Source organism: Snodgrassella sp. W8158 (assembly GCF_016100435.1).
In the GTDB taxonomy this organism is placed as follows: Bacteria; Pseudomonadota; Gammaproteobacteria; order Burkholderiales; family Neisseriaceae; genus Snodgrassella; species Snodgrassella alvi.
On the sequence record NZ_JACFSM010000003.1, the window covers coordinates 58535 to 78614 of the forward strand.

Here is a 20080-nt window from a genome sequence, read left to right on the forward strand (position 1 = left end):
GAACTATCAAGATGGAAAAAATCCGCTTCCAAGTGTACCGCTATAATCCCGATGTGGATGATAAGCCGTACATGAAAGATTATGAACTCGAAATTGAACCGACTGATGTAAAGCTGTTGGATGCGCTGATTAAACTTAAAGCGCAGGATGACAGTTTGTCATTCCGCCGTTCCTGCCGCGAAGGTATTTGCGGTTCTGATGGTATGAATATTAATGGTAAAAATGGTCTGGCATGTCTGACTGATATTCGCAGTCTAAAACAGCCGATAGTGTTAAAACCGTTACCTGCTTTGCCGGTTATCCGTGATCTGATTGTTGATTTTACTCAGTTCTTCAATCAATACCATTCAATTAAACCCTATGTGATCAATGATACAGCTGCTCCGACACGTGAACGTCTGCAGTCACAGGCTGAGCGTAAAGAGCTGGATGGTTTATATGAATGTATTCTGTGCGCCTGCTGTTCTACTTCATGTCCTTCTTTCTGGTGGAATCCTGACAAATTTGTTGGTCCTTCAGGTTTGCTGAATGCTTACCGCTTTATTGCTGATACTCGTGATACGTGCACCAATGAACGTCTGGACAATCTGAATGATCCTTACCGTCTGTTCCGTTGTCATACGATCATGAACTGTGTGGATGTTTGCCCTAAACATCTGAATCCGACTCGTGCTATCGGTAAGATTAAAGATTTAATGTTGAGAAGAGCTATCTGATGCAGGATTTTGATGATAATGCCAAACGCCGCATACGCTGGCTAACCCGACGCGGTTTACTGGAGCTGGATATTATTCTGGGCCGGTTTATGACACATGCTTTTGATCAGTTATCTAACGAAGAGTTAGCTGTGTTTGTGGCGTTAATGGATTTGCCTGATCCGGAAATTCTGGCGTTAATCAATCAGTCTGAGGGTTGTACTGATTCTGAATTTGAGTCTGTTCTGGCTAAAATCAGGCAGGCTCAGTAGCTGTAAATACATTGCTTTTGTTAACGTATTTAAGTTTAGTTTATTTAAATAGAAAAATTGAAAATTAAGGAGTTATGGATGACTAAGAAAGCTATACTGAGCATTGAGGGGCAAGAGCCTTTTGAGATGCCGGTTTTGTCTGGCAGTTTGGGTCCGGATGTAGTGGACATTCGTAAACTGTATGGTGAGACCGGGACATTTATGTTTGATCCAGGGTTTACTTCAACCGCATCCTGCGAATCCAAAATCACTTTCATTGATGGTGAAAAGGGGCAGTTATATTATCGGGGATATCCTATTGAGCAGCTGGCTGAACACAGTGATTATCTGGAAACATGCTATCTGCTGGTATATGGTGAATTACCTGATGCAGTCGAAAAGCAGAAATTTGAACTGGGTGTTTTGCGCCATAATATGGTGCATGAACAATTAACCTGGTTTTTCAGGGGTTTTCGTCGTGATGCTCATCCGATGTCAATGATGGTCGGGGTAGTAGGTGCACTGGCTGCATTCTATCAGGACAGTTTGGATATCAATAATCCTGAACACCGCCGAATTGCGGAATACCGCATGATTGCCAAGATTCCGACTCTCGCAGCTATGTGTTACCGCTACTCAAAAGGATTGCCATTTAATTATCCGCGGAACAATCTGACTTATACCGGTAATTTCCTGCATATGATGTTTGCTAAACCAACTGAGGATTATGTTGTTAATCCTGTGCTGGAACGTGCTTTAGACCGGATTTTCATTTTGCATGCGGATCATGAGCAGAATGCATCTACTTCTACAGTACGCATTGCCGGTTCTTCTGGGGCAAATCCGTTTGCATGTATTGCTGCCGGGATTGCCTGCCTGTGGGGACCTGCTCATGGTGGTGCCAATGAAGCAGTATTAAAAATGCTGGATGAAATTGGTGATGTGTCCCGCGTTGAAGAATTTATGCAGGGAGTTAAAGAAAAGCGTTATCGTCTGATGGGTTTTGGACATCGCGTGTACAAAAATATGGATCCGCGTGCCAAAATCATGAAGCAGACATGTGATGAAGTGTTAAAAGAACTGGGATTGCATGATAGCCCTAAATTCAAGCTGGCAATGGCTCTGGAAAAAATTGCGCTTGAAGATCCTTATTTTGTTGAACGCAAACTTTATCCGAACGTGGATTTTTACTCCGGTATTGTGCTGAGTGCACTGGGTATTCCGGTAACTATGTTTACCGTGCTGTTTGCACTGGCACGCACAGTAGGCTGGGTATCACACTGGCACGAAATGATAGCTGATCCGAATCAGAAAATCGGTCGCCCGCGTCAGCTGTATACAGGTTCCGGTCGGCGCGATTATCTCCCGGTGGATAAACGCTAGTTATTTATGTATTCAGGCAGCTTTATTGCTGCCTGAAGCATACTGATGCTTCATCACCATGCTTATACGTGGTGATCTGGAATCGGTATGTTGATATGCGGTAATCAGGAATCGGCAATCGATTCTTTATTGGTAGGGGATAGTGATATTCCTGTTTTATTAGTTTGAGGTAAAAAGGATTTTTACCATGATGGAAGAACAAACCAATCTTTCTTATTTATATGGTGCCAATGCTCCTTACATTGAGGAGCTTTACGAGAGCTACCTAAAGGATCGCGATTCAGTTGACGAATACTGGAAAGATTATTTTGACAAAGTAGCTGCATTACCGGGCTATGTTGCCAAGGATATACCGCAATTACCGATTCAGGAATCTTTTGTTAATCTGTCCAGACAGCATGCTGCTACTCAGGGTAGTGTTGATTTAAATGTATTGCAAAAGCAGGTATCAGTATTAAATCTGATGAATGCTTATCGTATTCTCGGTGCGCGTAATGCAAATCTGGATCCGTTAAAACGCCGTCCTAAAGAATATCTGGCTGAACTTGACCCGGCACAATACGGGCTGACTGCAGCAGATATGTCTACTAAATTTTATACCGGCAGCGATTTTGGAAGCAGTCCCAAACTGCCTTTATCTGAAATTATTAACCGCCTGGATCAGACTTATTGCGGCACCGTGGGTGTGGAGTATATGCACATTACCCGGCCGGATGAACGTAACTGGGTGCAGGAGCGGGTGGAAAAAGATTTATCAGTTTCCAGTTATACGCCTGAACACAAACGTCGCATTCTGAAACAGCTGACTGCGGCTGAAACGCTTGAACGCTATTTGCACACCCGTTATGTCGGTCAGAAACGCTTTTCGCTTGAAGGTGGTGAAAGTACAATTGTCGCCCTTGATTATCTGATTCAGCACTGTGGTAGTCAGGGTGTTGAAGAGGTTATGATTGGCATGGCACATCGCGGCCGCCTGAATGTGCTGGTAAATATTCTGGGTAAAGAACCCCGTGATTTATTCAGCGAATTTGAAGGTAAATATACAACTACTCTGCCAAGTGGTGATGTGAAATACCATATGGGTTTCACTTCTGATCTGGCTACAGGTAACGGGCCTTTACACGTTTCACTGGCTTTCAATCCTTCTCATCTGGAAATTGTTAACCCAGTTGTCGAAGGGGCAGTACGTGCGCGGCAGAAACGCCGCGGTGAATCCGGTCGTAATGCGGTATTGCCGGTATTGATTCATGGTGATTCTGCATTTATTGGTCTGGGTGTCAATCAGGCTAATTTCAATCTGTCACAAACCCGCGGCTATACTACCGGCGGTACTATCCATATTGTTATCAATAATCAGATTGGTTTTACGACTTCTGATTTACGTGACACTCGTTCTACAGTTTACTGCACAGATCTGGCTAAAATGGTTGATGCGCCGATTTTCCATGTGAACGGTGATGATCCTGAAGCTGTTAGCTATGTAATGGGTCTGGCAATGGATTACCGTAAGTCTTTCGGTAAAGACGTGGTGGTGGATATTGTCTGCTTCCGTAAACTGGGTCACAACGAGGGTGATGATCCGATGCTGACTCAGCCAATGATGTATAACAAAATTCATCAGCATCCGGGCACTCGTTCTCTGTATTCTGATCGTCTGGTAAGTGAAAATGTCATTACCAAAGAACAGGCTGAGGGACTGATTCAGGCTTACCGTGATGCACTGGATAAAGGTGAGCATGTTGAGCAGACTACTCTGACTGATTATAACCATAAGTATGCAGTAGACTGGACACCTTATATGGGTACCCACTGGAATCATCCGGTTGAAACCGGTATTCCTGCTGCTGATATTAAACGTCTTGCTGAAAAATTTACTGCATTGCCGGAAGGGTTTACTCCGCATAATACGGTGAAAAAAATGCTGGCCAGTCGTATGGCGATGGCAGAAGGTACGCAGCCGGTAGACTGGGGTATGGCAGAAACTTTGGCTTATGCCAGTCTGGTGACTAATGGTAATGGTGTACGCATTTCCGGCGAGGACTCCGGTCGTGGTACTTTCTCACACCGTCATGCAGTACTGCACGATCAGAAACGTGAAAAAAGTGATGCCGGGGCTTATGTACCATTGCGTAATCTGAGCGAAAATCAGGCTTCTTTCTTAGTAATTGATTCTATTCTGAATGAAGAAGCTGTATTGGCTTATGAATACGGATTTGCCTGCAGTGCGCCAGACCAGCTGGTTATCTGGGAAGGGCAGTTTGGCGACTTTGCCAATGGTGCTCAGGTTGCCATTGACCAGTTTGTCACTTCCGGTGAAACCAAATGGGGACGTTTATGCGGTCTGACGGTGATTCTGCCGCATGGCTATGATGGTCAGGGGCCGGAACACTCTTCTGGTCGTCTGGAACGCTGGCTGCAATTATGCTCTGAAGAAAATATTCAGGTTGTAATGCCGTCTGAGGCTTCTCAGATGTTCCATCTGTTGCGCCGACAGGTATTACGTCCATACCGTAAACCACTGGTAATCTTCATGTCTAAACGTCTGCTGCGCTTTAATGAATCCATGAGCCAGCTCAGTGACTTTACTGAAGGCCACACTTTCCGCCCGGTTATCGGCGATCAGGTTGAAGGTAATGAAAATAGTGTTAAGCGTGTGATTTTGTGTGCCGGACAGGTTTACTACGATATCAATAAAGCACGTCTTGAACGTGATCTGGGTAAAGACATTGCGATTATCCGCGTAGAACAGTTATATCCGTTCCCGTACGAACAGCTAGCTGCTGAACTGAGCCGTTATCCTAATGCAACTGAAATTCTTTGGGCTCAGGAAGAACCGAGAAATCAGGGTGCCTGGTTCCAGATTCGCCATCGCATTGAAAAGATTGCTGGTAGCAAGCAAAAGGTTATTTTTGCAGGCCGTCCGGCTAGTGCCTCACCAGCAGTGGGTTACATGAGTAAACACGTTGCCCAGCTTAAACAGCTGGTTGATGATGCGTTGGACTTAAAGTAATCCGAATCTGTTATGAATAACTGGCCACTGTAGTGGTGGCCGATACCCTTTTTTTTAGGAGTAATCCATGATTATTGATGTAACCGTTCCTATGCTTCCGGAAAGTGTGACCGAAGCTACCCTGATGACCTGGAATAAAAAAGTGGGTGATTTCGTACAGCGTGACGAAAACCTGATTGATCTGGAAACAGATAAAGTTGTACTGGAATTACCGGCTCAGCAGGCAGGTAAACTGGTTGAAATCATTGAAGCAGATGGTGCTACCGTAACTGCCGGTCAGTTACTGGCAAAAATTGATACTTCAGCTACTGCAGAAGCCGCAGCTCCGGCAGCAGCCGCTGCTGAAACTGCTCCGGCAGCTGCTGCAACTCAGACTGCCGCTCCGGCTAATCAGTCTCAGGCTGGTGTTGCCATGCCTGCTGCTGCCAAACTGGCAGCCGAAAAAGGTGTGAATACTGCTAATATTCAGGGTTCAGGCCGCGACGGACGTGTACTTAAAGAAGATGTTGCCGCTGCTGCTTCAGCTCTGGCTGCTGCTCCGGTTATGGCAACCAGCAAAGCCTCTGCACCTTCTACAACCGGTGAACGTGTGGAACAGCGTGTACCTATGTCGCGTCTGCGTTCTCGTGTTGCTGAGCGCTTATTACAGTCACAGCACGAAAATGCTATTCTGACAACATTTAATGAAGTGAACATGAAACCGGTTATGGATTTACGTAACCGTTATAAAGAACAGTTCCAGAAAGAGTATGGCGTTAAACTGGGCTTTATGTCTTTCTTTGTTAAAGCAGCTGTTGCCGCATTGAAAAAATATCCGGTTGTTAATGCTTCTATTGATGGTACTGATGTTGTATACCATGGTTATTTTGATATTGGTATCGCAATTGGCAGCCCGCGCGGTCTGGTAGTACCGATTCTGCGTGATGCAGATCAGATGAGCATAGCCGATATCGAACAGGCTATTCATGATTATGCAGTTAAAGCGAAAGACGGCAAGCTGGCACTTGAAGACCTGACTGGTGGTACCTTCAGTATTACTAATGGCGGGACTTTCGGTTCTATGATGTCTACACCGATTATTAATCCGCCTCAATCTGCTATTTTAGGCATGCATGCGACTAAAGAACGTGCAGTAGTAGAAAATGGTCAGGTTGTTGTACGTCCGATGATGTATCTGGCTCTTTCTTACGACCACCGTTTGATTGATGGACGTGAAGCCGTACTGACTCTGGTAGCGATTAAGGATGCTCTGGAAGATCCTGCCCGTCTGTTGCTTGAACTGTAAGCAAATAAACTGGCTGCTATAGTTAGTATTTTTATCTGGCAGGCAATAATAACAACCGTAATGATGGCCGCCACACATTATCAAATGGCGTTTGTGCCGCATTACGGTTTATTTTATCAGTCAGAAATATTCATGATTGAAAGGAATTTTAATGTCTCAATTTGATGTTGTGGTAATTGGTGCAGGTCCTGGCGGCTATGTCGCTGCTATTCGTGCCGCTGAGCTGGGTTTTAAAACTGCTTGTATTGATGCCGGCTTGAATAAACAGGGTGATGCACCGGCATTGGGCGGTACCTGTCTGAATGTTGGCTGTATTCCTTCTAAAGCTTTATTACAGACCAGTGAAAATTACCATGCAGCGCAAACTGAATTTGCCGAACATGGTATTGATGTTCAGGTTAAAGGCTTTGATGCCAGAAAAATGATTGAACGTAAAGATGCCATTGTAAGTAAACTGACTAATGGTATCGGTTTTCTGTTTAAAAAAGATAAAGTAGAAAGTATTTTTGGTCGGGGTTCTCTGCAAGGGCAGGCTGATGGTTTATGGCAGATTGAAGTTGATACTAATGGTAACAAGCAACAGATAACTGCCAAACATGTAATTGTGGCTACAGGATCTTTACCTCGCCCGCTGCCTTTAACTGAAATCGACAATGTTAATGTACTGGATAATGAAGGTGCACTGAATCTGGAAGCGGTACCGGCTAAACTGGGCATGATTGGTTCCGGTGTCATCGGGCTTGAAATGGGTTCTGTTTGGAATCGTCTCGGTTCAGAGGTGACTATTCTGGAAGCAATGCCGACATTCCTTGCTACAGCAGATCAGCAGGTAGCGAAGGAAGCCTTCAAAATCTTCACTAAAGAACAAAGTCTTAATATTCACCTTGGTGTAACAGTTAATGAAATTGTTAAAGGTGAAAACAATGTCACTGTTAAATATACAGTTGCTGGTGAAGAAAAAACTGAAACTTTTGATAAACTGGTTATTGCTATCGGCCGTGTTCCCAATACTAACGGACTGAATGCTGAAGCTGTTGGTCTGCAGAAAGATGAACGTGGCTTTATTATCGTTGATGATGAATGCCGCACTAGTTTGCCAAATGTCTGGGCAATTGGTGACGTAGTTCGTGGTCCGATGCTGGCACATAAAGCTTCTGCTGAAGGCGTGGCTGTGGCTGAACGAATTGCCGGTCAGAAACCTTTTGTAGATATGAACACTATTCCTGCGGCTATGTATACTCATCCGGAAATTGCATGGGTTGGCCAGACCGAAGAACAGCTAAAAGCTGCCGGTGTAAAATACAAAAAAGGTCAGTCCAGCTTTGCTGCCAACGGCCGCGCCCTGGGTATGGGTCAGGCTAAGGGATTTGTGAAAATTCTGGCTGATGCAGATACTGATCGTGTATTGGGTGTGCATATTATTGGACCTGTTGCATCAGAACTGATTGCCGAAGCCGTTATGGCAATGGATTTCAAAGCTTCCAGCGAAGATATCACCCGAATTGTTCACGCTCATCCTACTTTATCTGAAGTGACCCATGAAGCAGCATCTTCAGTTAAATAAGTTTTAAATAATATTCAAAAACAGCCCGTATCCATGAGGATACGGGTTTTTTAGTAGATTATTTTATATTGCTTGATTTATCTATTTGTCCTATCTATTTGTATTATATAATTATTTTTGTAGGTTTTTGTTTTGTTTTATTGTAATATCTGTAATATTGCTATTTTATTCATTAGAAAAAACTACATCAGGGAAGAAATATGGCACATAATTACAGTATTTTTCATGTTGAAGAACCGTTCAATGAGCTATCTGCGGGTGCTTTAGCTCAGAAGGACTATTATTATTATAATCAGTTAAGAACATGGAAATTTAAGGATGAACTTTTTCCTTTTAATGATATACATCATAAAAAATACGATGTCCGTGACGGTAGCGACTGGGACAGTGTGTTAAAACCACGTATTAAAGAGCGTCTGGACAAAGCTGATAATATAATTTTGTTTTTGAGTGAAAATACTTTTCAGTCCAGAGGGGTAAAAGAAGAATTGGAGTATGGTATAGGATATCTGAAATTACCGGTTATTGTGCTGTATGCAGATATACAGGATAAAAAACTTATGATGGTAGAGGGCAAAAAAGACATGAGTTTTAAGGTACATTATTTTATAAATAAATTACCCTTATTCAAACAATTGAAATCGCAAGTTCCTGTGTTGCATGTACCGCTAAATAAAGAAATGGTATCTAAAGCCTTAAAGAAAAATAATTTTGTTAAAAATAGTCATCTTAGTCCGAATAATTATATGCTAAATGATTAAAATATAATTATTTTTAATCGTTATAAATTTTAATGTATTTTAGAATCTGAATATTATTACCTATTAAGGTTAAAGAATTATTCCTGCCAGTGTTTTTTTATTTTATCAAGTGCTCTGCGATCACGTTTGGTGGGTCTGCCGTCCGGATATGCAGCAGTTATCTGACTTGCCTGATTTAAAGCCTTGATCTCTTCACGCTTAGCGATGCTATTGTTGTCTTCGCTATAAAGTAAACGGGCTTCAGGAGCCGGGCGGCGCATATGATTTAATCGTTTTACCTGAATTTTGTAAGGAAGAGAATTTAGAGTTAAATCAATGGTATCACCAATCTGAATATTCTTACTGTTTTTGACTTTGGCGCCGTTGACCTGTACCCGTCCCAGTTCAATATGCTTTTGTGCCAGTGCGCGGGTTTTAAAGAATCTTGCAGCCCAAAGCCATTTATCCAGACGCATTACTACTGTGCTGATATTATTGCTTTTATTCATATAATTTATATATTCCTGCTTATAATCTTTATTTATTTTAGTTGCTGATAATTGTTGGATTAAATAATTTAGCTTATTTAAAGCAGATTTTGCGCGAAATGTATAAGTTTAATCCGGTTTAACAGAAATTTTGTCGGTTATATTGAAAACCTGACGTAAATAAGCCAGAAATGTGCTGTTGTCTGTCATGGTTTTACCTGGCGAATCCGATATTTTGGCCACAGACTGACCATTACATTCAACAAGTTTTAATACGATATTCAACGGGGTTAAACCCATATCATTGGTAAAATTAGTGCCGATACCAAAGCTGGTTTTAAAACGGCTGTTAAAGTGAATATATAAGTCCCACGCGCGTTGTAAATCCAGACTGTCACTGAAAGTCAGCATTTTGGTACGGGTATCTATTTTGAGTTTCTGATAATGGGCATAGGCTTTTTCACCCCAGATATACGGATCACCGCTATCATGGCGCAGTCCGTCAAATAATTTGGCAAAATACAGATCGAAATCACACAAAAAAGCATCCATGCCGACTACATCTGTTAAGGCAATACCCAAATCACCACGATACTCATGTACCCAAGCTTCCAGTGCTGCTTTCTGAAAATCACGTAACCGGACATCTAAAGCCTGAAAAGCCTGCAAAAATTCATGAGCCATAGTGCCAATCGGTATCAGATTAAGTTCTTTGGCGATATGTACATTGCTGGTTCCTCTGAAAACGCCGGGAGCCGCCTCATGAAGGGTTTTAATCACATGCTTTTGCCATGAATAACGATAACGCCTCCGGGTACCAAAATCGGAAACAACAAAAGGAGAGTTGTAATGGTGCTGTTCATTAGCATAGTGATGAATCAGTTCAGCCTTTGCTTGCAGACGGCGCTCTCCCTCTGCCAGTATTTCCGGAGATTCCAGCCGATGAAAGTACAATTCGTTAACAATAGACAGCACAAATATTTCGAAAAACATCGCCTGAATAATCGGTCCTTCAATGCGGATATTCAGGTATTGATTATCATCTACAGATGTTTTGATAAAACGCCGTTTTAGCTGAAACAGCTCCATATAGTCGACGAAATCACTTTTAATAAAGCGCAGGCTGCGCAAATATTGCAATTCATCTTCAGTGAATTTCATCTGGCATAGCCGGTCAAGCTCCCAGTCAAGTTCTTCTAAAATTTCACCAAGCGGGTAGGCTGTTTCATGATTGTTACGGCAACGAAACTCATAGACACCGGTTGCCTGAGGGAATTGATGCAATACTACCTGAAGCATAGTGAATTTATATAAATCTGTATCCAGTAAAGACTGGATAATGGGCGGACGGTTGGTATCTATGGTCATATTGCTGGAGCAATTCATAAAAGTAATTAATATGTACTATGCGGAAATATATGTACTGAATTCTGTTTCAGAATTGTTACAGAGTTTTTATCCGCATTTCAAAATTTGAGCTCATTCATTTAACAATCCTCATTTATTCGGGGCTAAATTTTCCGCTCCTGTTTCCATTTGAGAAATGGGTTTTATCAGCATAGTTGTAATCTTTACCCGGCTGCTGTGCAGTTCGTTTGAATAACTGTAACATGATTTATTATTACAGTTGCGTTGCTTGAATATAATTTACTATCAGTATTGTTTCTGGTCTGCTTTGGATTTACTTAAACTGGGATTGAGCTTAATTTCATGTTCAGCCGAGATTTAATACTGTTTACTTTTGAAAAGCTTTTTATCAGTTAGCAATTGCCGGCATTTGCAGATGTGCCCGTACAAAAGCAATGGGTTTATCTGACTGAGCCTGCCACATAGTTGCAGTAACATGTGAAATGCGCTTTCCGGCATGCATAATTTCACATTGTGCATAACTGTCTACAGGCTTACCGCTTAATAAATAATCCGTTGAGTAGTCAATAATCCGGGCAGATTCCTGCAGGTTTTGCTGCTCCATCAGATATAAGCTGATACAACTCTGTAAAAAGCCGCCAATCAGACCCCCATGCAGTGCAGGCAGGAAAATGTTACCAATATTTTGTCTGGCAAAAGGCAAGCTGTACAGACGTTTATTAAGACTATCCGTACCAATTTGCAGATTAATTGCTGCACAGTACGGTATGCGCTGATGAGCTTGAATAGTCAGCTGTTCATCCGGTTGAAAAATTGTTGGGTTCATTTTGCCTGCTCCTGTTGCAGATACGCCTGTAATGCTTGCTGTTCTGCTTGGGTTAACGGGTTATGAATAAAAGTAGACATTCCCAGTGCAAATGGCCGGGTTTCATCATTTTGAAAGCAGTGGCTGCGGATAAAGGCAATTGGACCTTCCTGCCGGTAACAGTGTGCACGTACATGTATAGGCTGATCAGGCACTGGCTGCATCAGATAATCTATGCGCATATCCAGTGTAGCAGTCGTTTCAAACTGTTGAAACAATGCTGCTAATGTACAGGCGGAAGCCATATCTACCAGAGTAGTAATGACCCCGCCATGAATATTGCCGGTTTTCGGACTTTCCAGCAATTCGTCGCGCCAGTCTACCGAAATAACAGGTTCATGAGAACTACTGTCACCGTAGATTTTTAACCAGCGGCAATGCGGAATATTTAAGTAATGATTAAACAGAGTTTGAAATAATACAGGGTTAGCAGGCATAAGATTATCCTGATTGGAATATTAACTGTTATATTAGGGTTTTTTACAGTTATTGTCACTAGAATGCTGGTTTATTAATCGATTCTTGATTGTTGCCGGATTCGATACCGGCAGTCTGGATAGAAATCGGATCTCCGGTACTATGCTGGGTAATAAATACAAGCCCTTCTTTGGCCAGCTCCAGTAATGCTATGAAGGTGGTGACAACCAATGCCATACTGTCGTCATGCTTAAAGAGTTCTGTGAAATAACAGTGCTGCCGGGTTTGCAGGAAGCGCAGGACAACGGTCATCTGAGCCCGTACTGATAATGTTTCTTTGACCACATTATGGCTACGATTGTGCTGAGAGCGGGCAAGAATCGCCAGCCATGCCCGGGTTAAATCAGCTACTTGTACATGCGGTGGTTGCGTTACGGCTACCAGTTCAACTGGTAACCATGCCCAGCCGAAATCACGTCCGGCACGCGGTAAAGCATCCAGTCCGGCTGCAGCCAGCTTCATTTGCTCATAGGCAAGCAGACGGCGTACCAATTCAGCACGCGGATCGGCTACTTCTTCTTCGCTGGCGGGCGGAGCAGGAAGAAGTAAACGGGTTTTAATTTCAATCAGCACCGCAGCCATTAGCAAATATTCAGCGGTTAAATCCAGCTCATGCTGTTGCATCTGATGAATATAGGACAAATACTGCTCAGTAACAGTAAGCATGGGAATATCCAGTACATCAATATTTTGCTTACGAATCAGATACAGTAATAAATCGAGCGGACCTTCAAAGCTTTGTAATACCACTTGAAGTGCATCCGGGGGAATAAACAGGTCCTGTGGAATTTCGGTAACAGGCTGCCCGAAAAGCATAGCAACGGTTTTATCCGCTATACTTTCTTTACTCATGTTATGGTTCAGTGTTTGCACAGATATTCCAGACAAGCCTGAGCACAGCGCAAACCGAAGCTGGCTGTTACTACCATGGAGGCACCATAACCGGCGCAGGAAAGACCTTGCGGAGCAGTTTGTTCTGTTAGGCAGATACCAGACTGAGGCGGAGTTATAGTTTCGCTGGAATAAATACAGGGGATATGCATTTTATCTGCCGGCTGACGGCTAAAACCATAGTGTTTACGCAATGTATAACGCATATTTGCCAGCATGCGGTCATGGGTTACTCTGCTTAAATCAGCGCATTGAATCAAACCGGCATCTTTTTGTCCGCCTGCTCCACCGGAAACAATAAAAGGCTGGTTTCGGGAGGTAAAAAATGCAGCCATGGCCGCTTTTACGCGTACCTGATCAATAGCATCTATTACGAAATCGAATGGCTGGCTGAATATATGTTCGATATTATCTGCTTCCACAAAATCTTCAATGCAGTTAACCTGACAATCTGGATTAATATCAGCAATACGTTCGGCCAGAGCTTCGACTTTGGGTTTGCCAATCAGGCTGATTAAGGCCGGAAGCTGGCGATTGATATTTGATTCGGCTACATTATCCAGGTCAATCAGGGTCAGATAACCAATACCACTTCGTGCCAGAGCTTCTACTGCCCATGAGCCGACGCCGCCCACTCCGACTATACATACATGAGCCGAAGCAAAACGCTGAAGACAATCTTCACCGTACAATCTGGCAATGCCGCCGAAGCGACGTTGATAATTTGCAGAAAAAGTGAGTATTTGCGACACGTAAATTAAATCCGTAAAGCTGTTTTGTACAGGTAGTGGTATTATACTGTATCTGCCATGTGATTCGAATTGCAAAAAAGATAGGAGGGTTTCATGTATAGACATTTACTGGTAGCGGTAGATGGCAGCCATACTTCGGAAAATGCTTTAGATCATGCTATTGGTCTGGCTAAGGGTGAGGATGCAGAATTAACTGTCGTGAATGTTGCCAATCCGACTGAATATATGGCTTTGGCTCCTGAGTTTCTCCAGCATGAAAGTTATGAAGCTGCTGCGTTGTCAGAAGGCAATACTGTACTGGATGCAGCAATCGAAAAAGCAAAAGCAGCTTTACCGGAAAATAAAGTTCACCGGCATTTACTAATTGCCAATAAAGGGGCAAGAGAAATGGCTCAGATGCTGGTTGATTACGCTGACGGACATGGTAGTGATCTGATTATTCTCGGTACTCACGGACGCAGTGGTCTGATGCATTTATTAATGGGTAGTTTTGCCGAAACTGTCATGCGTGAAACTAATCTGCCGTTACTGATTATTCGCAGTGAATCCAAAAGTGAAGGATAAATAGTTTGATTTTATAAGTTAAGTATAAAGTCACAGCTGAAAAATAAAGCTGAATCCGTAACAAATCGGGTTCAGCTTTTTAGCTATTTATCTGAATTGCATTAACTGCATAATAACTTAAAAGTATTCTGGCAATTTAGCGAATATATTTTTTATGAATGTCTCTGAATAGCGGGTTATTGGCACTACCCAGCCATTCAAATGCAATCATCTCACGGCTGACAATTTCACAACCAGCCGCCTGCATTCGTGCCAGACCTAATTTAACATCTTCCGGTTTGCGAGAGCTGACAGCATCAGCAACCACAAAAACCTCATAGCCATGTGCGCGCAGATCCAGGGCCGTTTGCAGCACACAGATATGAGCTTCAATGCCGGATATGATGATTTGGTTAGCCTGTTGCAGGCTGTCTTCATTCAGCACACCGGCAGCATATACAGAAAAACTTTGTTTCTGAACGATTCTTGCTTGTGGTGCAGCAGTGATGATTTCTTCACGAGTTGCACCGATTTTATCAACACAATGCTCACTGATTAGGGTAGGAATCGCCATATCATGCGCCAGACCGGCCAGCCAGATATTATTGGCCAGCAATTCTTCAGTGTTGTTTAAAGCAGGCAACAGGCGTGTTTGTAAATCAATCATTAATACTGCGGAACGTTTACTGTCTAACAACATAATGTGCTTTCAGAAAGGTTAAATAATTTGCATGTAAATTATGCAGTATTTATATGTAGCTTAAGGTAAACACAGGTTAATCAGAGCAATGATGCTCACTGGCTGTATTAGCGGGCGGGAACGGTACCCATGCGTTCTGTCAGGGTGGTTCTGGGTTCACCAAACAGATTGGCGTAATAAGTTGTATTGGCCATTACATTTTTAACATAAGTTCGCGTTTCATCGAAAGGTATCGTTTCCGCATAAATTGCTCCTTCAAGAGGCGTATTGGCCTGCCAGCGACGAGCACGTCCGGGGCCGGCATTGTAGCCGGCTGTAGCCAGTACTTCATCGGCAAATTGTTTACGTACGCTACTCATATACCATGTACCCATGCGAATGTTTCCGCTCATGGTATACAGCTCACTGCTGTCCATGCCCAGACGTTTGGCTATATCACGGGCTGTAGCTGGCATGACCTGCATCAGTCCGGTCGCGCCAACACTGGATCGTGCACCTATCATAAAACGGCTTTCCTGCCGGATTAAGCCATACACCCAGGCAGGATCTATGCCGACTTGCTGAGCAAACGGAACAGTCAGTTCTTTAAATGGTGCCGGATAGCGCAATTCATAATTAAGCTGGTTATCAGCCCGGTCTGCACTATAGATACTCATTTCATAAAAACCATTGTTTTCGGCTAATGTTGCGGCAGCAATTAAGGTGTCATCATTGAAATTACGTGTCGCATAGCGCCATTCCTGCTGAGCCTGACGCCGCATTGTCCAGTTGTTTTCAGCCTGTGCAGTTTTAAATAAAGTCAGGGAGCGGTCAATATTGCCATCGGTTGCTATTTTGCTTTGAATTTGCTGGCTACTTTTAGCAACAGTGTTTTGAACACTTGCTTTGTTCCCGAGTGCTTCTTTTGCAAGCAGAGAGTAAAAGTTGTGTCCGCGTTTGGCAGTTTGTTCGAATATTTCCCGTGCCTGATTATTTTGCCCTAAAGCACGGTAGCTGCGTGCCAGCCAGTACTGCCATGTAACTTGTTGCTGCAAAGCTTCCGGCATGCTGCGAATAATATTATTCAGTTTCTGCCAGCGTTGTAAACGCAGCGCAGAACGGGCATACCATTCCCACATTTCATTATTCATCTGAGCCGGATCGGCACGGTCGAAATATGTCAGTGCATTTATAGAATTCAAACTATAAGCCTGCGCCAATCCCAATTGCCCCCAGCCAAAACCGATTTGTTCTTTAGTCAGACTGGCTGATATTTGCATTAATGTGTTTGCAGCACTGTCTTTACTGCGGTTTTCTTTATTGGTTACCTGATATAACAAAGCTTCCTGTGCGCCCTGACTGTTTCCTGCGCTGGCATTCAACGGATCAGGTAAAGGACTGCCCAAAGCCTGAGCCAGATTACGTGCATTTGTAATTTGATTCAGTGCAAGCAGATAACGTACACGCCGCCAGCCATTTTGTGCATTAATTTGCTGGCTGGCAGCAGCTTGTACAAGCAGGCGATTACATCCTGTCGGCAGATTACCCGTTTCCTGACTCAGACTGGCGATCAGGCTGGAATCACTTTCTATACCACCTTGTACCGCATAGCAACGGGTTTCCATATCACGGGCATTTTTATCCAGTAAAGCATATTGCTGACGAAAAACAGCCCAGTTTCCCCTTTTTCCCAATTGCTGTAACCAGTTATTACGAATACTGTTACTCATTGCACTGTCCGGCTGACGGGCCAGGAATTGAGCAGGTAAAACATCATCTCCGTCTTTAACTGCCTTAAGGGCATTCTGATATTGCTGGAAGCTGCTAATAATTTTATCTGGTGTTTCGCTAGCCTGAGTCCCCGGCAGAACCGCATTACCTGTATTAGTATTGATTGGCTGGACAGCTACTTCATGCTGATTGCTGCATGCTGTTATTAAAAGCACAGTACCAGAAATCAGACGATGCCGTTGAACTAATAATTTTGATTTCAGCATCATTAAATGTTTTATCAATTTTTTTCCTTCACTTTTTCTCATAATGTAATTTATTTTTTCCAGTAAGCTGGCGTAAAGAGTATAAAAACAGTAAAAATTTCCAGACGACCAAGTAGCATAATCATAATACATAACCACTTTTGAATGTCTGAAAGAAAAGCAAAATTATTGGCCGGTCCTACAGCACCCAGTCCGGGGCCGGCATTAGTAATACAGCTTATGGCAGCGGTAAGTGCAGACAGAAAATCCAGTCCGCTGATCATAAGTGCAAAGCTGAATAAAATAATAGTCAGCACATATACAAATACAAAGGCCATTACTGTCAGTGCACGCCGATCAGGAATATTGCTGCCGTTTATTTTAACCATACTGACAGCATTTGGATGCAGCATCAGCAGCATTTCTCTCAGACTGAATTTAAATAATACAATAGCTCGTACCGTTTTGATACCGCCACCGGCTGAACCGCCGTTAGATAGTATATTGGACAGAAAAAACATCCATAATGAAGCGATTAAAGGCCATTTGGCAAAATCTGTATTTGAGTAACCGTTTGCCAGCCCGATTGAAATCAGATTAAAACTGGTGTAGCGAAATGCTTCTGAAAAAGAATAAAAGCTATGCCACCACAGATACAGACTGATACTGACAATGCTGAATAAGAGAACACATAATAAAACTCTTACCTCTTCATCACGCCAGTAATAACGTAATGAGCCTTTCTGTAATGCATTAAAATGATTACTGAAATTGATTGCGCCTAATAAGGTAGCAATACTAAGAATAATTTCAATCGGAACAGAATGAAAATAGGAAATACTGTTGTCATGGGTAGAAAATCCGCCCAGTGAAAAAGCAGACATGGCATGACAGACCGCATCAAACCAACTCATTCCGGCCAGACGCAGTGCCAGTAAAGTGACTATAGTAAATAATACATAGACACCCCATAAGCGCTTAGCCGTTTCAGAAATACGCGGCGCCATCTTACTGTCTTTATTTACACCGGGTATTTCTGCTTTGAATAGCTGTGTTCCTCCTACGCCGAGCATTGGCATCACCGCAACAGCCAGTACAATAATACCCATGCCTCCCAGCCAGTTAAGCATGTGTCGCCAGAAATTCAATGATGGCGCAAGTGAATCCAGACTGGTAATAATGGTAGCACCGGTAGTAGTCAGCCCTGAAATAGCTTCAAAATAGGCGTTAGTAAAGCCTAGTCCGGGTAAATAAATATAAAAGGGCAGACAGGCAATCAGCGCAAAGCCAATCCACAGCATAAATACCAGTGTATAACCATCACGTGGTCGCAATTCACGGTTATAGCGCATGGTTAATAACCATGCCACTACACATACACTCATGCAAATGCCGGCAGTGAAAGCAAATGCCGGAAATACATGATCCATATAGATTAAAGAAACAATCGCTGGAGCAAGCAGTAACAAGGAAAACAGAAAACCGGTTTTAGCCACAATATGTGCCGTAGGCGCAATTTTATTTAGAAAACCTGATTCCTTGTGATGCAAAACAAAGCGATTGGTAAAATGGCTCATAGTCTGGCAGCCTTAAGCAAAAAAGCCCAGTTTGACCTGAATCATTTTTTCCAGATCCTGAACAGCCTTACGCCGAGCGATAAAAAATATAACATGGTCTCCATCTGCAAGAACTGTATCCTGATGATACATAATTATTTTTTCATTGCGTATGACTGCGCCAAAATAACAGCCGGCTGGCAGGCGCAGCTGAGTCATGGTACGACCGATTAACTTAGATGTATGGCGATCACCGTGCAGCACAACTTCAATCGCTTCTGCAGAACCGCGGCGTAACGGATAAACTGCCATAATATCGCCCAGATGTACATGAGTCAGGATAGAACCAATCGTAATTAAATGCGGAGATATCACGATATCAATGGCACTTCCCTGCAATAAATCAACGTAGCTGGAGCGATTAATAATCGCCATTACTCTTTTCGCACCAAGATTTTTAGCTAGCATTGCCGACATGATATTATTTTCATCATCATTAGTAAGCGCACAGAACACATCTATTTCATCGATATATTCGTTTTCCAGCAGACTTTCGTCAGATGCATTACCTACCAGTACAAGAGTATTGTTTAGGTTTTCAGCCAGCCATTCAGCACGATTTTGTTTTCGTTCAATAATCTTGATATCCAGCTTAGTTTCCAGTTGTTTGGCAACGCGATAGCCAATATTTCCGCCACCGGCAATCATTATCCTGCGTGTGCGTTTGTTAATCGGGCGCAGCTCACGCATGATGTTTTCTAGATAGGCTGTGGGTGTAAGAACAAAAACCTCATCATCTTCCTGTATGACTGTACTTCCGGTGGGAACGAGCAGATGATTATTGCGGTAGATAGCACAAATCTGACAATCTACACCTTCTTCCAGATGCTGTTTCAGGTTACTGATGGGCTGATTGACCAGCATACCGCCATTCTGAGCACGAATTACCAGTAAACGAATTTTATCGTGAGCAAATCGCAGAATTTGCAGCGCACTGGAATGTAGTAATAAATTGACGATTTGCTCTGTTACCAGTTGCTCAGGACTAATGGCTTCAGTGATATTGAATAAGTCCAGACTGGTTTTGTAATTATTATTACCGGTTTCGAATTCAACAAAATCGCTGTAGCGAACCCGGGCTATACGGTTAGGTGTATTGAATAGAGCATAGGCAATCCGGCAGGCTGCCATATTGGTTTCATCATTCTGAGTTAATGCTAATATCATGTCTGCATCCTGTGCACCGGCTGCGGACAATACGGAAGGCCAGGCACCATTGCCTACAATAGTTTGTACGTCAAGGCGTTGGTTAATTTGCTGCAAGGCACTCTCATTGATATCAATAATAGTGACATCATTATTAGTCATTCTGGCCAGATTACTGGCAATAGTTGAACCAACCTGCCCGCAACCGAGTATCAGGATTTTCACGTTATTTACATCACCTCAGTGGTACCTTCATTATTGTAGCCTTTGTGCTGAATGGTGGAAATATTGGTGTAAAACTACGACACTTATGTTAATTGAATATTAAAGATAGCAGAAAATCCAAATAGA

The 20080-nt window shown here is 42.9% G+C and carries 18 protein-coding genes; 8 read left to right on the forward strand and 10 right to left on the reverse strand.

Annotation, left to right across the window (positions count from 1 at the left end; all coding sequences use genetic code 11):
- Positions 1-11: 11 nt before the first annotated feature.
- The 7 genes from H3V11_RS08475 (at position 12) to H3V11_RS08505 (ending at position 8949) form a co-directional block, all read left to right on the forward strand.
- On the forward strand, positions 12-716 hold the full coding sequence (locus tag H3V11_RS08475; RefSeq protein ID WP_110414284.1) for a succinate dehydrogenase iron-sulfur subunit: 705 nt from the start codon (positions 12-14) through the stop codon (positions 714-716).
- Entirely contained in the window at positions 716-967 is a 252-nt protein-coding gene (locus H3V11_RS08480; RefSeq protein WP_078475763.1) for a succinate dehydrogenase assembly factor 2, read from the forward strand. Before H3V11_RS08475 ends, H3V11_RS08480 begins: the two co-directional genes overlap by 1 nt.
- A 78-nt stretch (positions 968-1045) precedes the next feature.
- Entirely contained in the window at positions 1046-2329 is a 1284-nt protein-coding gene (gene gltA / locus H3V11_RS08485) for a citrate synthase (RefSeq protein ID WP_037476469.1), read from the forward strand.
- A 187-nt stretch (positions 2330-2516) separates the two neighbouring features.
- On the forward strand, positions 2517-5339 hold the full coding sequence (locus H3V11_RS08490) for a 2-oxoglutarate dehydrogenase E1 component (protein ID WP_037476466.1): 2823 nt from the start codon (positions 2517-2519) through the stop codon (positions 5337-5339).
- A gap of 67 nt (positions 5340-5406) precedes the next feature.
- A complete protein-coding gene (odhB, locus tag H3V11_RS08495) occupies positions 5407-6624 on the forward strand; it encodes a 2-oxoglutarate dehydrogenase complex dihydrolipoyllysine-residue succinyltransferase (protein ID WP_037395180.1) in 1218 nt (405 codons plus the stop codon).
- Between the two features lie 151 nt (positions 6625-6775).
- Entirely contained in the window at positions 6776-8188 is a 1413-nt protein-coding gene (lpdA, locus tag H3V11_RS08500) for a dihydrolipoyl dehydrogenase (protein WP_198224373.1), read from the forward strand.
- Between the two features lie 200 nt (positions 8189-8388).
- A complete protein-coding gene (locus H3V11_RS08505) occupies positions 8389-8949 on the forward strand; it encodes a toll/interleukin-1 receptor domain-containing protein (protein ID WP_037395175.1) in 561 nt (186 codons plus the stop codon).
- Between the two features lie 77 nt (positions 8950-9026).
- Here the strand turns inward: H3V11_RS08505 and H3V11_RS08510 are convergent, their stop codons facing one another.
- The 6 genes from H3V11_RS08510 to H3V11_RS08535 all read right to left on the reverse strand — a co-directional run bounded on the left by H3V11_RS08510 (position 9027) and on the right by H3V11_RS08535 (position 13760).
- Positions 9027-9437: an RNA-binding S4 domain-containing protein gene (locus H3V11_RS08510; protein WP_198209120.1), complete on the reverse strand. Its 411-nt coding sequence runs from the start codon at positions 9435-9437 to the stop codon at positions 9027-9029.
- 108 nt (positions 9438-9545) lie between these two features.
- Positions 9546-10784 (reverse strand): nicotinate phosphoribosyltransferase, encoded by a 1239-nt coding sequence (gene pncB / locus H3V11_RS08515; RefSeq protein WP_025330876.1) that lies wholly within the window; start codon positions 10782-10784, stop codon positions 9546-9548.
- A gap of 388 nt (positions 10785-11172) precedes the next feature.
- Entirely contained in the window at positions 11173-11610 is a 438-nt protein-coding gene (locus H3V11_RS08520) for a PaaI family thioesterase (protein WP_198224374.1), read from the reverse strand.
- Positions 11607-12086 (reverse strand): PaaI family thioesterase, encoded by a 480-nt coding sequence (locus tag H3V11_RS08525; protein WP_084564379.1) that lies wholly within the window; start codon positions 12084-12086, stop codon positions 11607-11609. Before H3V11_RS08525 ends, H3V11_RS08520 begins: the two co-directional genes overlap by 4 nt.
- Before the next feature lie 58 nt (positions 12087-12144).
- The gene (locus H3V11_RS08530; protein WP_198224568.1) at positions 12145-12978 is read right to left on the reverse strand and encodes a ScpA family protein; all 834 of its coding nucleotides are present in this window, start codon (positions 12976-12978) and stop codon (positions 12145-12147) included.
- Positions 12979-12986: 8 nt separating this feature from the next.
- Complete coding sequence (locus tag H3V11_RS08535) at positions 12987-13760, reverse strand: ThiF family adenylyltransferase (protein WP_244912860.1); 774 nt, start codon at positions 13758-13760, stop codon at positions 12987-12989.
- Between the two features lie 102 nt (positions 13761-13862).
- Between H3V11_RS08535 and H3V11_RS08540 the strand changes: the two genes are divergently transcribed.
- Entirely contained in the window at positions 13863-14333 is a 471-nt protein-coding gene (locus tag H3V11_RS08540; RefSeq protein WP_078475771.1) for a universal stress protein, read from the forward strand.
- Between the two features lie 136 nt (positions 14334-14469).
- On the opposite strand, the gene H3V11_RS08545 is transcribed toward H3V11_RS08540, so the two are convergent.
- The 4 genes from H3V11_RS08545 to trkA form a co-directional block, all read right to left on the reverse strand.
- A complete protein-coding gene (locus H3V11_RS08545; protein ID WP_037395161.1) occupies positions 14470-15012 on the reverse strand; it encodes an isochorismatase family protein in 543 nt (180 codons plus the stop codon).
- 107 nt (positions 15013-15119) lie between these two features.
- Positions 15120-16988 (reverse strand): lytic transglycosylase domain-containing protein, encoded by a 1869-nt coding sequence (locus H3V11_RS08550; protein WP_198207150.1) that lies wholly within the window; start codon positions 16986-16988, stop codon positions 15120-15122.
- A gap of 50 nt (positions 16989-17038) precedes the next feature.
- Complete coding sequence (locus H3V11_RS08555; RefSeq protein ID WP_198224375.1) at positions 17039-18544, reverse strand: TrkH family potassium uptake protein; 1506 nt, start codon at positions 18542-18544, stop codon at positions 17039-17041.
- Positions 18545-18556: 12 nt separating this feature from the next.
- Positions 18557-19954 carry a Trk system potassium transporter TrkA gene (gene trkA / locus H3V11_RS08560; protein WP_025330867.1) on the reverse strand — a complete coding sequence of 466 codons (1398 nt, stop codon included), beginning with the start codon at positions 19952-19954 and terminating at the stop codon, positions 18557-18559.
- Between the last annotated feature and the right edge of the window lie 126 nt (positions 19955-20080).

Bases quoted from the DNA above. Each gene is read 5' to 3' on its own strand.
- H3V11_RS08475 (WP_110414284.1), top strand. From the start codon at position 12: ATGGAAAAAATCCGCTTCCAAGTGTACCGCTATAATCCCGATGTGGAT.
- H3V11_RS08480 (WP_078475763.1), top strand. From the start codon at position 716: ATGCAGGATTTTGATGATAATGCCAAACGCCGCATACGCTGGCTAACC.
- gltA (WP_037476469.1), top strand. From the start codon at position 1,046: ATGACTAAGAAAGCTATACTGAGCATTGAGGGGCAAGAGCCTTTTGAG.
- H3V11_RS08490 (WP_037476466.1), top strand. From the start codon at position 2,517: ATGATGGAAGAACAAACCAATCTTTCTTATTTATATGGTGCCAATGCT.
- odhB (WP_037395180.1), top strand. From the start codon at position 5,407: ATGATTATTGATGTAACCGTTCCTATGCTTCCGGAAAGTGTGACCGAA.
- lpdA (WP_198224373.1), top strand. From the start codon at position 6,776: ATGTCTCAATTTGATGTTGTGGTAATTGGTGCAGGTCCTGGCGGCTAT.
- H3V11_RS08505 (WP_037395175.1), top strand. From the start codon at position 8,389: ATGGCACATAATTACAGTATTTTTCATGTTGAAGAACCGTTCAATGAG.
- H3V11_RS08510 (WP_198209120.1), bottom strand. From the start codon at position 9,437: ATGAATAAAAGCAATAATATCAGCACAGTAGTAATGCGTCTGGATAAA.
- pncB (WP_025330876.1), bottom strand. From the start codon at position 10,784: ATGACCATAGATACCAACCGTCCGCCCATTATCCAGTCTTTACTGGAT.
- H3V11_RS08520 (WP_198224374.1), bottom strand. From the start codon at position 11,610: ATGAACCCAACAATTTTTCAACCGGATGAACAGCTGACTATTCAAGCT.
- H3V11_RS08525 (WP_084564379.1), bottom strand. From the start codon at position 12,086: ATGCCTGCTAACCCTGTATTATTTCAAACTCTGTTTAATCATTACTTA.
- H3V11_RS08530 (WP_198224568.1), bottom strand. From the start codon at position 12,978: ATGAGTAAAGAAAGTATAGCGGATAAAACCGTTGCTATGCTTTTCGGG.
- H3V11_RS08540 (WP_078475771.1), top strand. From the start codon at position 13,863: ATGTATAGACATTTACTGGTAGCGGTAGATGGCAGCCATACTTCGGAA.
- H3V11_RS08545 (WP_037395161.1), bottom strand. From the start codon at position 15,012: ATGTTGTTAGACAGTAAACGTTCCGCAGTATTAATGATTGATTTACAA.
- H3V11_RS08550 (WP_198207150.1), bottom strand. From the start codon at position 16,988: ATGCTGAAATCAAAATTATTAGTTCAACGGCATCGTCTGATTTCTGGT.
- H3V11_RS08555 (WP_198224375.1), bottom strand. From the start codon at position 18,544: ATGAGCCATTTTACCAATCGCTTTGTTTTGCATCACAAGGAATCAGGT.